Source organism: Pseudonocardia sp. Ae331_Ps2 (genome assembly GCF_001932405.1).
Taxonomy (GTDB): domain Bacteria; phylum Actinomycetota; class Actinomycetes; order Mycobacteriales; family Pseudonocardiaceae; genus Pseudonocardia.
On record NZ_MCIM01000001.1, the window covers coordinates 1,764,907 to 1,778,849 of the forward strand.

Genomic DNA, 13,943 nt, shown 5'->3' on the forward strand with positions numbered 1-13,943 from the left:
CCGCACACGACGGCGGGCCGCCCCGGAACTCCCGGGACGGCCCGCCGTCGTCGTGCGTGGGTCCTGCTACTCCTCGCCGGCCAGCGCGGTCGGCGGGGAGTCCGGCACCGGCTCGGACGGCTTGCGCTCACCACGGAAGGTGAACTTGGCCTTGTCCGACCAGGCGTTGGAGCCCTCCTCCGCGGAGGTGTCGAGGCCCTCGACGTCGACGATGACGATCTGCCCGGCCTCGATCTCGCCGAACAGGATCTTCTCCGACAGCTGGTCCTCGATCTCCCGCTGGATCGTCCGGCGCAGCGGCCGGGCGCCCAGGACGGGGTCGAACCCGCGGTGGGCCAGCAGCTTCTTGGCGTTGTCGGTGAGCTCGATGCCCATGTCCTTGTTCGCCAGCTGCTTCTCCACCCGCCCGATCATCAGGTCGACCATCTGGATGATCTGTTCCTGGTTGAGCTGGTGGAAGACGATGATGTCGTCGATGCGGTTGAGGAACTCCGGCCTGAAGTGCTTCTTCAGCTCGTCGTTGACCTTCGTCTTCATCCGCTCGTAGTTCGACTTCTCGTCGCCGCCGGAGGAGAAGCCCAGCCCCACGGCCTTCGAGATGTCCTGGGTGCCCAGGTTCGAGGTGAAGATCAGCACGGTGTTCTTGAAGTCGACCGTGCGGCCCTGGCCGTCGGTGAGACGGCCGTCCTCGAGCACCTGCAGGAGCGTGTTGTAGATCTCCTGGTGCGCCTTCTCGATCTCGTCGAACAGCACCACCGAGAACGGCTTGCGCCGCACCTTCTCGGTGAGCTGGCCGCCCTCCTCGTAGCCGACGTACCCGGGAGGGGCGCCGAACAGCCGCGAGGCGGTGTAGCGGTCGTGGAACTCACCCATGTCGATCTGGATGAGGGCGTCGTCCTCGCCGAACAGGAAGTTCGCGAGCGCCTTGGACAGCTCGGTCTTACCGACACCGGACGGGCCGGCGAAGATGAACGAGCCGGACGGGCGCTTCGGGTCCTTCAGACCGGCGCGGGTACGACGGATCGCCTGCGAGACGGAGCGGACCGCGTCCTCCTGGCCGATGATCCGCTTGTGGACCTCGTCCTCCATCTTGAGCAGACGGGTCGTCTCCTCCTCGGTCAGCTTGAACACCGGGATGCCGGTCCAGTTCCCCAGCACCTCGGCGATCTGCTCGCCGTCGACCTCCGCGACGACGTCGAGGTCGCCCGACTTCCACTGCTTCTCGCGCTCGGCCTTCTCGCCGAGCAGGGTCTTCTCCTGGTCGCGCAGGTGCGCGGCCCGCTCGAAGTCCTGCGCGTCGATCGCCGACTCCTTGTCCCGGCGGACGTTCGCGATCTTCTCGTCGAACTCCCGCAGGTCCGGCGGAGCGGTCATCCGGCGGATGCGCATCCGGGCGCCGGCCTCGTCGATCAGGTCGATCGCCTTGTCCGGCAGGAAGCGGTCGTTGATGTAGCGGTCGGCCAGCGTCGCCGCCGAGGTCAGCGCGTCGTCGGTGATCGTGACGCGGTGGTGCGCCTCGTACCGGTCACGCAGCCCGCGCAGGATCTCGATCGTGTGCTCGACCGACGGCTCGGACACCTGGATCGGCTGGAAGCGGCGCTCCAGCGCGGGGTCCTTCTCGACGTACTTGCGGTACTCGTCGAGCGTCGTCGCACCGATGGTCTGCAGCTCGCCGCGGGCCAGCATCGGCTTGAGGATCGAGGCGGCGTCGATCGCGCCCTCGGCGGCACCCGCACCCACCAGGGTGTGGATCTCGTCGATGAACAGGATGATGTCGCCGCGGGTGCGGATCTCCTTGAGCACCTTCTTGAGGCGCTCCTCGAAGTCACCGCGGTAGCGGGAACCGGCGACCAGCGAGCCCAGGTCGAGGGTGTAGAGCTGCTTGTCCTTCAGCGTCTCCGGGACCTCGCCCTTGACGATCGCCTGGCCGAGGCCCTCGACGGCGGCGGTCTTGCCGACGCCGGCCTCACCGATCAGCACCGGGTTGTTCTTGGTCCTCCGCGAGAGGACCTGCATGATCCGCTCGATCTCCTTCTCCCGGCCGATGACCGGGTCCAGCTTGCCCTCACGGGCCTGCTGGGTGAGGTTGCGACCGAACTGGTCCAGCACCAGCGACGAGGACGGGGTGCCCTCGCCACGGCCACCGGTGCCGCTCTCCTGCGGCTCCTTGCCCTGGTAGCCGGACAGCAGCTGGAGCACCTGCTGACGGACACGGTTGAGGTCGGCGCCCAGCTTGACCAGCACCTGGGCCGCGACGCCCTCGCCCTCACGGATGAGCCCGAGCAGGATGTGCTCGGTCCCGATGTAGTTGTGGCCGAGCTGCAGCGCCTCGCGCAGCGATAGCTCCAGCACCTTCTTCGCCCGGGGCGTGAAGGGGATGTGGCCGGACGGGGCCTGCTGCCCCTGGCCGATGATCTCCTCGACCTGCTGTCGCACGCCCTCCAGAGCGATACCGAGGGACTCGAGCGCCTTCGCGGCGACGCCCTCTCCCTCGTGGATCAGGCCAAGGAGGATGTGCTCGGTCCCGATGTAGTTGTGGTTGAGCATCCGGGCCTCTTCTTGGGCCAGGACGACAACACGTCGCGCTCGGTCGGTGAACCTCTCGAACAATTCGCACTCCTTGCCTGCTGCGCCTCACTGACGGCGCGACCAGCATCTGTCGTACGGTCCGGGGCTCGCCCGAACCGACACTGCGCCCTCGCGTGACACCGCGCCAGGCCACCCTCGCGGGAGACCTCATACCACTGTATCGGTCGAAGGGGCCCCGGCGCCTCCACCTGACGTGCACCGGGGTACGTGCCGGCGGTAACACGGGGGACACCTGCCGTGTTCCCGGCGACTGTCAGCCGGTCGTGGCGGCGGCCTCCTCGCGTTCCCGCTCGGCCGCCTTGAACTGCCGGAACCCTTCCTCGTCGCGCCCGCGACGCCAGTAGCCGGAGATCGACAGGTCGTCCTTGGCGACGCCGCGCTCGCGGGTGAGATGCCTGCGGAGTTCGCGCACGGCGATCGCCTCGCCGTGCACGAAGGCGTGGACACGGCCGGGGAGGAACTCCAGATCCGCGACGACGGCGGGCAGCTGCTCCGAGTCCGGGTCGCCCCCGGCGTCGCTGCGGTACAGCCACCGCACGTCCACGTCGGGGCCGGTCGGCACGGCGATCTCGTCGCCGGGGGCCTCCACCTGCAGGACGGCGACGACCGGCCGGCCGGCCGGGATCCGCTCGAGCGCGGCGCAGATCGCGGGCAGTGCGGCCTCGTCGCCCACGAGCAGGTGCCAGTCGGCGTCCGGGTCCGGGGCGTAGGCACCGCCAGGGCCGACCATCCGCAGCCGGTCACCCGGGCGGGCGGCGGCCGCCCACGGGCCTGCGAGACCGGTGTCGCCGTGGTGGACGAAGTCGATGACGAGCTCGCCGGCGGCGTGGTCGAGCGAGCGGACGGTGTAGGTCCGCTGGGCGGGCCACTGGTCACGCGGCAGCTCGGCGTGCACCCGGTCCATGTCCAGCGGCTCGGGGTACTCGACGCCGGGGAGCGGGAAGAGGATCTTGACGTAGCGGTCGGTGTACTCCGTGTCGGGGAACGCCGCCAGGCCGTCGCCACCGGCGACGACGCGCACCATGTGCGGGCTCAGGCGTTCGGTGCGGAGCACCCGGAGATCGGTGACGGGGCGGGCCATCGGGCTGCCTCCCAACGACGAAGGGGAAGGGGCCGTCGCGACGGTACCCCTCCCCCGACCCGTTCGGTGAGGTAGACCTTAGTTCTCCTGGTGGTAGGCCTCGAGGACCTCGGCCGGGATGCGGCCGCGGTCGGAGACCTTCATCCCGCGGTTGCGGGCCCACTCGCGGATCGCCTGGTTCTGCTCGCGGTCGACCGACGGACGGCGGGCCGCCGTGCTCGCCGAGCCGCTGCCGCGACGCCGGGTCGCGCCCCCGGCCCGGCGGGCCGCGGCGACGTAGTCGGCGAGCACGTCGCGCAGCTTCTTCGCGTTCCCGTCCGACAGGTCGATCTCGTAGTTGCGCCCGTCGATACCGAACTCGATCGTCTCGTCCGCCGCGTCACCGGTCAGATCGTCGACGAGCCGGACTTCCTTGATCTGCGCCATCTCCGCAGCCTCCTTGAATGGCCGAACACGTTCATGATGAGGGACCGGGGCCGACATCGGCGACTGCGCGACGCAATAGCAGGACGCAATACGACACCACCGGGTACCGGTTCCGACTCGAATCAGAGAGTATCCGAGAAATGATCGTGGCGTCGACCCGGGTCGGGAGAATGCGGCGAAACGAGCCCCACACCACTCGTACGGGTCCGACAAACACGACGTCCCCGGTCGCCGTTCGCGGCCGGGGACGTCGTCGGATGTGCGTTCGGAACCGGTTCAGGACTCCCCGCGGACCAGCGGGAACAGGATCGTCTCGCGGATTCCGAGGCCGGTCAGCGTCATCAGCAGACGGTCGATACCCATTCCCATGCCGCCGGTGGGCGGCATGCCGTACTCCATGGCACGCAGGAAGTCCTCGTCGAGCTGCATGGCCTCCGGGTCGCCCGCCGCGGCCTTGAGCGACTGGGCGTACAGGCGTTCCCGCTGCTCGACGGGGTCCACCAGCTCGGAGTAGGCCGTGGCCAGCTCCACCCCGAAGACGATGAGGTCCCAGGACTCCGACAGCCGGGGGTCGTCGCGGTGCGCACGGGTCAGCGGCCGCACCTCGACCGGGAAGTCCCGCACGAAGGTCGGCTCGAGCAGGGTGTGCTCGACCAGCTTCTCGAACAACTCGAGCACGATCTGGGCAGCCGTCGGATAATCGGTGATGTCGACGTCGTGCTCGTGCGCGATCCGTTGCAGTTCAGTCAGTTCGGTGTCCGGCGTCACATCCTGGCCGACGGCCTCGGACACCGATCCGTAGATGGTCACCGAACGCCACTCGCCACCGAGATCGTGCTCCGTGCCGTCGTGGTGGCGCACCGTGGTGGAACCGAACAGCGCCCGTGCCGAGGCCTGGATCAGCTCACGGGTCAGGACCGCCATGTCGTCGTAGGTCGCGTAGGCCTGGTAGGCCTCCAGCATCGCGAACTCCGGGGAATGCGTGGAGTCGATGCCCTCGTTCCGGAACACCCGGTTCAGCTCGAAGACGCGCTCGATACCGCCGACCACGCAACGCTTCAGGAACAGCTCCGGGGCGATCCGCAGATACAGATCGGAGTCGAGTGCGTTCGCGTGCGTGACGAACGGGCGCGCGGTGGCGCCGCCGTGCAGGTTCTGCAGCATCGGCGTCTCGACCTCGATGAAGTCGCGGCCGGTGAGCGACTCGCGGACGGTCCGCAGCACGGTGGACCGCGCGCGCACGGTCTCGCGGGCCTGCGGACGCAGGATGAGGTCGACGTAGCGCTGCCGGACCCGGTTCTCCTCGGAGAGCTCCTTGTGCGCGGTCGGCAGCGGCCGGACCGACTTCGCGGCGACCGACCACTCGTCGACCATCACCGAGAGCTCGCCCCGCCGCGAGGTGATGACCTCGCCGCGCACCGCGACGAAGTCACCCATGTCCACGACGGCCTTCCAGCCGGCCAGCGCGTCGGCGCCGACCCGGTCGAGGGAGAGCATGGCCTGCAGCTCGGTGCCGTCGCCCTCGCGCAGCGTCGCGAAGCAGAGCTTGCCGGTGTTCCGCACGAAGATCACCCGGCCGGCGACGGCGACGGTCTCGCCCGTCGCGGTGTCCGCGGGCAGGTCCGGGTGGGCCTCGCGGACCTGGCGCAGCGAGTGCGTGCGGGGGACCTCGACGGGGTACGGGTCGGTGCCCGCGGCGATCAGCTCCGCGCGCTTGGCCCGGCGCACCCGCATCTGCTCGGGGAGGTCGGCCTCGGTCGCCGGGTCGGTCGGGGTGCCGGGAGTGTTCACGGCAGGTCAGGCTATCGGCGGTACCCGGGAGCGCCCGTCGTCACCCCCCTGCCCGGCGACCGGCGCACGCGGCGGGGCGTCGGGACATCGCGCGGCGGCCGATCACCGGCCTACCGTGGGACGGTGCCCGACGACGAGGTGGACCGCGGCCGCACGTTCGGCGCCGTCGCCCCTGCCTACGACGACCACCGGCCCTCCTACCCCGACGCCGCCGTCGACCTGGCGCTGGCCGGGACCGGCCCGGGGCGGGTGCGGGTCCTCGACCTGGGCGCGGGGACCGGCAAGCTGACCCGGTCACTGGTGGCGCGCGGGCTCGACGTCGTGGCGGTGGAACCGGACCCGGAGATGCTCGCGGTGCTGCGGGCGCGCACCCCCGGCGCCGACGCCAGGGCCGGGTCCGCGGAGACGATCCCGCTGCCCGACGGCGACGTCGACGCCGTGCTGGTCGGGCAGGCCCTGCACTGGTTCGACCTGGACCGGGCCGTACCGGAGATCGCCAGGGTGCTGCGCCCCGGCGGGGTGCTGGCCGGGCTGTGGAACAGCGGCGACCCCGACGTCGGCTGGGTCCGCGAGCTGGGCGAGGTGGGTGAGCGTGGACGGCGGGTCCCCGGGAACGCGGCCGGGGGCGGCACCCCGCCCCGGATGCCCGGCGAGCCCTGGTTCACCGACGCGCACCAGGAGCAGGTCACCTGGCCGCGGGCGACCGGCGTCGAGCAGCACGTCGCCGACATCGCCACCCACTCCTGGGCACTCCTGAGCACCCCCGACGAGCGCGACGCGGTGTTCGCCGCCGTGCGTGGCTTCCTGCGCGAGCGGGTCGCCGACGCCGACGGCCGGTTCACGATGCCGATGCGCACCATCGTGTGGCGGGCCCGGCGCGCCTGAGCCCCGTCGGCAGCCCGTCAGCGGGTCCGGTGGTGGCGCAGGTGGGTCAGCCGCAGCCCGTGCAGGGTCAGGTCCGGGACATGGTGGGTGACGGTGTCGGCGCGCCCGTGGACGAGTTCCGCGAGCCCGCCGGTGACGATCACGCTGACCGGCAGCGCGTCCGGCCCCAGCTCGGCCAGGATCCGGCGGACCAGCCCGTCGACCTGACCTGCCGCCCCGTAGAGCACCCCGGCCTGGACCGCCTCGACCGTCGTGCGGCCGATCACCGAGCGCGGCTCGACCAGGTCCACCGGCCGCAGCGACGACGCCCGCTCGGCCAGCGCCTGCATCGCGATGTCGACGCCCGGGGCCAGCGCGCCGCCGAGGAACTCGCCCTTCGCGGTGACCACGTCGATGTTCGTGCAGGTCCCGAGGTCGACGCAGATGCAGGTGGTACCGAACAGGTGGTGCGCGGCGAGCGAGTTCACCACTCGGTCCGCGCCCACCTCGCGCGGGTGGTCCACCAGCAGCGGCACGCCCGTCCGCACCCCCGGCCCGACGACGAGCGTCCGCATCCGGTCCGACCAGCGCGCGAGCAGGGTGCGCAGCTCCCGCGACGGCCCGGGCACCGTGGACAGCGCGGCGACCGCGGTGACCTCGGGGAAGTGCGCGCCGAGCATCCCGGAGACGGTGAGGTCCAGCTCGTCGGCGGTGGCGGAGGTGTCGGTGCGCAGCCGCCAGCGCCGCTCCGGCACCGGGTCGAGCCCCTCCGCATCGGTCCCGGTGTCGGGGTAGAGCCCCAGCGAGACGTGGGTGTTCCCGACGTCGATGCAGAGCAGCACCGCGTCGTCCCTACCGGGCCGCGCTGGTCAGCAGACCCGAGCCTGCCGGGGCGTGCCCCGGGTCGGCGCCCAGGTCCGCGATCCGGTTGTCGGCGTCGACGAAGACGACGCGCGGGCTGTAGTCGCGCAGCTCGGCCTCGTCGTAGGAGCCGTAGGAGATCAGGATGACCAGGTCACCGGGGTGCACCAGGTGCGCGGCGGCGCCGTTGATGCCGATCACCCCGGAGCCGGGCTCACCGGTGATCACGTAGGTCTCCAGGCGGGCGCCGTTGGTGATGTCGACGATGCTGACCTGCTCGCCCTCGAGGAGGTCGGCGGCCGCCATCAGGTCGGCGTCGACGGTGACCGAGCCGACGTAGTGCAGGTCGGCCTGCGTCACGGTGGCGCGGTGGATCTTGGACTTCATCATCGTGCGGTTCACGGCGGTTCTCCTCGGAGGCGGTCAGAACGCGATGGGGGCGTTGTCGATGAGCCGGGTGGTGCCGACCCGGGCGGCGACGAGCAGGCGGCCGTCCCCGCCGCCCGGAGCGGGAGCGGGGCCGAGGTCGGCGTCGCGCAGCTCCAGGTAGTCGACGTCGACCTCCGGCTCGGTCGCCAGCTCGGCGCGGGCGGCCTCCAGCACCGCGTCGTGCCCGCGGACCGACACCGCGGCACCGGCGGCCAGCGCCCGCGACAGCACGGCGGCAGCGCGGCGCTGACCGGGGTCGAGGTAGACGTTGCGCGAGGACAGGGCCAGCCCGTCGTCCTCGCGGACGGTCGGGACGCCGACGACCCGGGTCGGGAAGTCCAGGTCGCGCACCATCCGCCGGATCAGCGTGAGCTGCTGGTAGTCCTTCTCGCCGAACAGCGCGACGTCCGGGCCGACGATGTGGAACAGCTTCGACACGACGGTGAGGACGCCGTCGAAGTGGCCCGTGCGGGAGGCGCCCTCCAGCTCGTCGCCGAGCGGTCCTGCGGTGACCCGAGTCTGCGAGCCCGGCGGGTACATGTGCTCGACCTGCGGGGTGAACACCAGCTCGACTCCCTCGTCGCGGCAGGCGTCGAGGTCGGCCTCGATCGGGCGCGGGTAGCGGTCGAGGTCCTCGTCCGCACCGAACTGCAGCGGGTTCACGAAGATCGACACGACCGGGACGACGGCGCCGGGGATCCGCTTGGCGTGCCGGATCAGCTCGCGGTGGCCCTCGTGCAGCGCGCCCATCGTGGGGACGAGGACGACCTTGCGGCCGGCGCCGCGCAGCGCACGGGTGACCGCGGCGAGCTTCGCCGGGTCGCTGTGCACGGTCAGCCGGCCGGTGCCGTACCCGTTCCGGGTGGAGCCGGGGGTGCTCACTTCTCCTCCAGTGCGGTCTCGATGTCGCGGACGCCGTCGGGGCCGAGGAGCCCGGCGGCGGCGGCGCGGTGGGCGGTCCGCCCGGCCAGCGCGCGGTAGACGGCGGCCAGGTCGGGGTCGGCGTCGCCGATGCGGGCCAGATGGGTCCGGACGGTGCCGGCGTCGCCGCGGGCGACCGGTCCGGTCAGCGCGCGGTCGCCGTGACGCAGCGCGTTGTCCAGCGCGGCCGACAGCAACGGCGCGACCAGACGCTCCGCGGGCGCGATGCCCGCGGTCTCCAGCAGCTGCACGCAGTCCCCGACCAGCGTGGTCAGGTGGTTGGCGCCGTGGGCGAGTGCGGCGTGGTACAGCGGACGCATCGCCTCCGGGATGCGGACGGGCTCGGCCGACATCTCCAGCACGAGCGCCTCGGCGACGCTCCAGCCGACGGCGTCGCGCGGGTCGCCGTGCTCCGGGTCGCCGGGTGCGGTGACGCCGATGCAGCAGGCGGCGAGCCGCTCGACGTCCTCGGGGCGGCCGGTCACGGTCATCGCCGGGTGCAGCGCCAGCGGCAGTACGCCCTGCTCCGTCGCCGGGTCCAGCACCGCGACGCCGCGCGACCCCGCCGTGTGGACGGCGATCTGGCCCGGGCGGAAGCAGCCGGCGGCGGCGAGGCCGCGGACCAGGCCGGGCAGGACGTCGTCGGGGACGGCGAGCAGGACCAGGTCGGCGCGGGAGCAGACCTCGTCGGGCGGGAGCAGGGGGACGTCGGGGAGCAGGGTCTCCGCCCGGCGCACCGAGGCCTGGGAGACCCCCGAGGCCGCGACGACGACGTGGCCCGCGCGGGCGAGCGCCGCACCGAGCACCGCGCCGACCCGACCGGCCGAGACCACCCCGACCGCGAGCCGCGCGGGGCGACCGCCATCGATCGCAGAGTCCATCACGAGAATCCGTTTCCTCCCGTTCCGGTCCTGGTGGGGTACCGGTCGGGCAATCCGCGGTCGGCGCGACCTCCGGTGGCCGCGCGCCGGAGGCGAGGGTAGACGGGCCCCGGGTCCGGGGCGCGCTCCTGAGACCGGCCTCACCCCGGCCCCGCCCGTGATCGACGGTTGTGGAGCGGAGCGTTCGCGAGGCGGACGCAGGGCTCCACGACCGGTGATCACCGGCTGGTGGTCAGCGGGGGCGGTCCGGCTCGTCGTCCGGGCGGCGCATCGGGCGGGTCGGCCCGGGGTCGGACGGGTCGTCGTGGTGGCGGCCCCGGTGCTCGGTGGCCGGGGACTCGGGGCGGCCGACGGGCCGGGTGTCCGGCGCCGGCGGGGTGGGGCTCCGCCGGGCCTCCGCCCACCGGGGCGGGCGCAGCTCGTCGGGCCGTCCCCACGGCGCGGCGGCCGCCAGCGTGACGGGGCCGGGCGGGAGCGGCGGTACGGGCGGGCCGGCGGCGGCCGAGCCGCCGCCGTCGGGGAAGGTCGGGATGCGGAACTGGCCCGAGAAGCTGCCGTCCGGCGCGGCCGGGGGCGGCGGCTCCCAGTCCGACGGACGCTGCCGCGCCCAGGCCGCGACCAGCGCCTCCGGCACCCCGACGGCGACGGCGCGGGCCCGCAGCAGCGCGGCCAGCTTCTCGTCGTGCAGGGCGTGGGCGCTCTCCCGCACCGCGCCGCGCGCGATCCGGTTCCGCATGAACGCCAGCTCGGTGACCGCGGACTGGTAGTCGGCGACGGCCTTCGCCGCGGCCGGGCCGGAGCGGCGCCGCACCAGCGTGCGCCAGCCCCTCCGCCGGGACAGCCGGGCCAGCAGGGGCACCTCGCTGGGCGCGATCCACCCCGCGGCGGCGAACCCGGGCAGCTGGGCGGCGACGATCCGCGCCTCGCGGCGACGGGCGAACACCACGAGCAGGATCAGCCCCACGAAGATCGGGACCATCACGAACAGGTAGATCTGGTAGAAGCCGCCGGGCGTCGCGGCCAGCACCGACGCGCCGTTCCAGAGCGCGTGCAGCACCACCGCGGCGATGTAGCCGGCGATCATCGCCAGCACCCGGACCCCGATGCTGCGGCTGGCCGCCGCGATCCCGGCAGCGATGCCGATCATGCAGGTGAACAGCGGGTGCGCGAACGGCGAGGCGACGCCGCGGACGAACAGCGTCGCGAGGACCCCGGCCGACTCCGGCTCGGACACCGCGCGGCCCAGGTAGAGGATGTTCTCGCTGAACGCGAACCCGGCGGCGACGATCCCGGCGTAGACGACGCCGTCGACGATCCCGTCGAACTCACGGCGCCGGAACAGCAGCAGCCCGATCAGGAACAGTCCCTTGGTGAACTCCTCGACGACCGGGGCGACCACGACCGGGCCGAACAGGTCACCCGCGCCGCGGCCGGCGGCCGCGTCGAGCACCGCCGAGGCGCTGGTGTTGATCAGCAGGGCGACCAGTGCGGCGAACCCGGCGCCCCAGAGGAACGCACCCATCAGCATCCGCGGCGGCTCGGGCTCCCAGCGGTCCACCCAGAGGAACGCCGCCACCACCGGCACGACCGGCAGCAGCGCGGCCAGGGTCCCGACGACCACTCCCGGCGTCCCGATCGCGCGTTGCAGCACCCCGAGCGTGATCACCGCGAGCAGGGCCAGCACCACCAGGCCCACGACCGGCAGCAGCACGCCCCGTCGCTTGGCCGACGGCGCCGGCACCGGGGCGTACGGGCGGCCGAGCGTCGGGGACGTCATGACCCTCCAGCGTAGAGAACCGCCCCCGCCGCGCGGGGGGACGCGCCTCAGCCGGCACGGATCCCACCGTCGGTGTCGTCCGGGTCGTCGGGGGAACGGCAGCAGTACTCCAGCCAGAACGCGGCACCGACCAGCAGCAGCGCGCTGACCAGGCCGACCCCGGCGACGACGCTGTCCCGGAACGCGGCCACCACGACCGCGGCCCGCGGCAACGTGTGCATCAGCACGCCCACCCACAACCCGGCGACGACCGCGCCCCCGACCGCGGAGGCCTTCGCGAGCAGCACCGCCCGGGCCGCGACGAGCGGCGGCACCGGCGCGGCCCCGTTCCGGCGGTCGATCCGGCGCCGCAGCACGACCCCGCCCGCGGCCTCGGCGGCGGCGAGCACCGCGACGACGACCGCCGCGGCGACCGGCAACGTCGGCAGCATCCCGTAGGTCAGCTGGACGAGAATGTTGCCGAGCAGGGCCGCGACCACCGCGATGGCGGCGACGTCGCGGACCCGGGTCGGGCGCACGGTCGGGCGCGGGTCGTCGTCCGGGCCGCGCCCGGGGCGCTGACCGCCCGGTCCGGGCGCGGTCATGCCGGGTCCCGCAGCACGACGTCGTCGCGGCGGTGCACGCCCGCGCAGCCGTCCGGGCCGAGCCGGTCCAGCAGGTCGGCGACCGGGCCGTGCCCGTGCAGGACGGCGCCGGGCTCGGCGAGCAGCCACGGCAGCAGCACGGTGGCCCGGTCGGGGGTGCCGGGGTGCGGCAGGAGCAGCTCCGGGTCGTCCGAGGTCACCGGGGCGCCGTCGTCGGTCACCTGCACGATGTCGACGTCGAGGGTGCGCGGCCCCCACCGCTGCTCGCGGACCCGGCCCGAGGCGTCCTCGAGTGCCTGCCCGCGGCGCAGCCAGCCCCGGGCGTCGAGTGCCGGGTCGTCGGCGACGAGCACCGCGTTGAGGAAGTCCGGTTGGTCGGTCACGCCCCAGGGCGCCGTCTCGAACACCGGCGACACCGCCACGACGGCCGACCCCAGGTCCGCGACGACCGTACGCAGGTGCGCGGCCCGGTCACCCAGGTTGGAGCCGAGGGACAGGACCGCGCGGGTCACGCCCGGCTCCGGGTCAGGACCACCGCGACGTCGTCGAAGGTCAGCGGGATCGGCGCCGACGGCTTGTGCAGCGTCACCTCGACGGCGGCGATCCGGGCGTCGAAGTCCAGCACGGCCTGCGCGATCTCCCCGGCGACGGCCTCGATCAGGTCGCGGGCCGGGCCGCCGACGATGCCCGCGGCCAGCTCGGCGAGCTCGCCGTAGTGCAGCGTGTCGGCCAGGTCGTCCGAGGCGGCGGCGGGCGCGAGGTCGGCGTGCACCACCAGGTCGACGACGAACTCCTGGCCGTCGCGGCGCTCGTGGTCGAACACGCCGTGGTGGCCGCGGACCCGCAGCCCCCGCAGCTCGATCCGGTCGCTCACCGCCCGGTCTCCCGCGGGGAGCGGGCGCGCGAGGCGCCGAGCCGGCAGGCGGCCGCGACCGCGATGGCGTCCATCGTGGACTCGACGTCGTGCACCCGCACACCCCAGGCGCCCGCGTTCGCCGCGAGCGCGCTGATCGCGGCGGTCGCGATGTCGCGGCCCGCCGGCGTGCGCGGCTCGCCGTCGGCCGAGGCCAGCAGCTCGCCGAGGAACCGCTTGCGCGAGGCCCCGACCAGCACCGGGAAGCCCAGGTCGACGAACACGTCCAGCCGCCGCAGCAGCGCCCAGTTGTGCGAGGCGTTCTTGGCGAACCCGAGCCCGGGGTCGAGCACGATCCGGCCGGGGTCGACCCCGGACATCACGGCGTGGTCGACCCGGGCGACGAGCTCGGACCGGACCTCGCCGATCACGTCCTCGTAGCCCGCGAGCTGGGCCATCCCGGCGCTGTGCCCGCGCCAGTGCATGATCACCCAGGGCGTCCGGGACTCGGCGACGACCGCGGCCATCCGCGGGTCGGCGAGGCCGCCGGAGACGTCGTTGACCATCGCCGCACCGGCCTCGACGCAGGCCAGGGCGACCTCGGACCGGGTCGTGTCGACGCTGACCCGCACGCCCGCGGCGACGAGCTCGCGCACCACGGGCAGCACGCGCTCCCGCTCGGTCTCCGCGTCGATCCGCTGCGCGCCGGGCCGGGTCGACTCCCCACCGACGTCGACGAGGTCGGCGCCGGCGTCGCGCATCGCGACGCCGTGCGCGACGGCGTGCGACCGGTCGACGTAGCGGCCGCCGTCGGAGAACGAGTCGGGGGTGACGTTCAGGATCCCCATGACCGCGCAGCGGCCGAGCTCGGGCAGCGCCCCGCCGG

14 protein-coding genes are annotated in these 13,943 nt (G+C 73.4%); 1 reads left to right on the plus strand and 13 read right to left on the minus strand.

The features are described from left to right. Window positions 1-66 precede the first annotated feature (66 nt). The 4 genes from Ae331Ps2_RS08370 to lysS all read right to left on the minus strand — a co-directional run bounded on the left by Ae331Ps2_RS08370 (window position 67) and on the right by lysS (window position 5,830). The gene (locus tag Ae331Ps2_RS08370) at window positions 67-2,610 is read right to left on the minus strand and encodes an ATP-dependent Clp protease ATP-binding subunit (protein ID WP_060714044.1); all 2,544 of its coding nucleotides are present in this window, start codon (window positions 2,608-2,610) and stop codon (window positions 67-69) included. Window positions 2,611-2,842: 232 nt separating this feature from the next. After that, window positions 2,843-3,670 carry a siderophore-interacting protein gene (locus Ae331Ps2_RS08375; protein ID WP_075309669.1) on the minus strand — a complete coding sequence of 276 codons (828 nt, stop codon included), beginning with the start codon at window positions 3,668-3,670 and terminating at the stop codon, window positions 2,843-2,845. Window positions 3,671-3,748: 78 nt separating this feature from the next. Then, a complete protein-coding gene (locus Ae331Ps2_RS08380) occupies window positions 3,749-4,096 on the minus strand; it encodes an Lsr2 family protein (RefSeq protein WP_020622267.1) in 348 nt (115 codons plus the stop codon). Between the two features lie 276 nt (window positions 4,097-4,372). Further along, window positions 4,373-5,830 (minus strand): lysine--tRNA ligase, encoded by a 1,458-nt coding sequence (gene lysS / locus Ae331Ps2_RS08385; RefSeq protein WP_075312687.1) that lies wholly within the window; start codon window positions 5,828-5,830, stop codon window positions 4,373-4,375. A gap of 180 nt (window positions 5,831-6,010) precedes the next feature. On the opposite strand from lysS, the gene Ae331Ps2_RS08390 reads away from it, so the two are divergent. Next, a complete protein-coding gene (locus tag Ae331Ps2_RS08390; RefSeq protein ID WP_075309667.1) occupies window positions 6,011-6,772 on the plus strand; it encodes a class I SAM-dependent methyltransferase in 762 nt (253 codons plus the stop codon). A gap of 17 nt (window positions 6,773-6,789) precedes the next feature. On the opposite strand, the gene Ae331Ps2_RS08395 is transcribed toward Ae331Ps2_RS08390, so the two are convergent. The 9 genes from Ae331Ps2_RS08395 to folP form a co-directional block, all read right to left on the minus strand. Further along, a complete protein-coding gene (locus tag Ae331Ps2_RS08395) occupies window positions 6,790-7,593 on the minus strand; it encodes a type III pantothenate kinase (RefSeq protein ID WP_075309665.1) in 804 nt (267 codons plus the stop codon). A gap of 10 nt (window positions 7,594-7,603) precedes the next feature. Continuing rightward, window positions 7,604-8,014 (minus strand): aspartate 1-decarboxylase, encoded by a 411-nt coding sequence (gene panD / locus Ae331Ps2_RS08400; RefSeq protein ID WP_020622271.1) that lies wholly within the window; start codon window positions 8,012-8,014, stop codon window positions 7,604-7,606. A gap of 21 nt (window positions 8,015-8,035) precedes the next feature. Beyond that, window positions 8,036-8,923 carry a pantoate--beta-alanine ligase gene (panC, locus tag Ae331Ps2_RS08405; protein WP_075309663.1) on the minus strand — a complete coding sequence of 296 codons (888 nt, stop codon included), beginning with the start codon at window positions 8,921-8,923 and terminating at the stop codon, window positions 8,036-8,038. Beyond that, complete coding sequence (locus tag Ae331Ps2_RS08410; RefSeq protein WP_020622273.1) at window positions 8,920-9,843, minus strand: Rossmann-like and DUF2520 domain-containing protein; 924 nt, start codon at window positions 9,841-9,843, stop codon at window positions 8,920-8,922. Before Ae331Ps2_RS08410 ends, panC begins: the two co-directional genes overlap by 4 nt. A gap of 232 nt (window positions 9,844-10,075) precedes the next feature. Beyond that, window positions 10,076-11,620: a PrsW family intramembrane metalloprotease gene (locus Ae331Ps2_RS08415; RefSeq protein ID WP_075309661.1), complete on the minus strand. Its 1,545-nt coding sequence runs from the start codon at window positions 11,618-11,620 to the stop codon at window positions 10,076-10,078. Between the two features lie 47 nt (window positions 11,621-11,667). After that, the gene (locus tag Ae331Ps2_RS08420; RefSeq protein ID WP_075309659.1) at window positions 11,668-12,204 is read right to left on the minus strand and encodes a DUF3180 domain-containing protein; all 537 of its coding nucleotides are present in this window, start codon (window positions 12,202-12,204) and stop codon (window positions 11,668-11,670) included. After that, window positions 12,201-12,716: a 2-amino-4-hydroxy-6-hydroxymethyldihydropteridine diphosphokinase gene (gene folK, locus Ae331Ps2_RS08425; RefSeq protein WP_075309657.1), complete on the minus strand. Its 516-nt coding sequence runs from the start codon at window positions 12,714-12,716 to the stop codon at window positions 12,201-12,203. The genes Ae331Ps2_RS08420 and folK overlap by 4 nt, the downstream gene beginning before the upstream one ends. Further along, window positions 12,713-13,078: a dihydroneopterin aldolase gene (gene folB / locus Ae331Ps2_RS08430; RefSeq protein WP_020626240.1), complete on the minus strand. Its 366-nt coding sequence runs from the start codon at window positions 13,076-13,078 to the stop codon at window positions 12,713-12,715. The genes folK and folB overlap by 4 nt, the downstream gene beginning before the upstream one ends. Further along, window positions 13,075-13,905: a dihydropteroate synthase gene (folP, locus tag Ae331Ps2_RS08435; RefSeq protein ID WP_075312685.1), complete on the minus strand. Its 831-nt coding sequence runs from the start codon at window positions 13,903-13,905 to the stop codon at window positions 13,075-13,077. Before folP ends, folB begins: the two co-directional genes overlap by 4 nt. Between the last annotated feature and the right edge of the window lie 38 nt (window positions 13,906-13,943).

Bases quoted from the DNA above. Each gene is read 5' to 3' on its own strand.
- Ae331Ps2_RS08375 (WP_075309669.1), bottom strand. From the start codon at position 3,670: ATGGCCCGCCCCGTCACCGATCTCCGGGTGCTCCGCACCGAACGCCTG.
- Ae331Ps2_RS08380 (WP_020622267.1), bottom strand. From the start codon at position 4,096: ATGGCGCAGATCAAGGAAGTCCGGCTCGTCGACGATCTGACCGGTGAC.
- lysS (WP_075312687.1), bottom strand. From the start codon at position 5,830: ATGCGGGTGCGCCGGGCCAAGCGCGCGGAGCTGATCGCCGCGGGCACC.
- Ae331Ps2_RS08410 (WP_020622273.1), bottom strand. From the start codon at position 9,843: ATGGACTCTGCGATCGATGGCGGTCGCCCCGCGCGGCTCGCGGTCGGG.
- Ae331Ps2_RS08415 (WP_075309661.1), bottom strand. From the start codon at position 11,620: ATGACGTCCCCGACGCTCGGCCGCCCGTACGCCCCGGTGCCGGCGCCG.
- Ae331Ps2_RS08420 (WP_075309659.1), bottom strand. From the start codon at position 12,204: ATGACCGCGCCCGGACCGGGCGGTCAGCGCCCCGGGCGCGGCCCGGAC.
- folP (WP_075312685.1), bottom strand. From the start codon at position 13,905: ATGGGGATCCTGAACGTCACCCCCGACTCGTTCTCCGACGGCGGCCGC.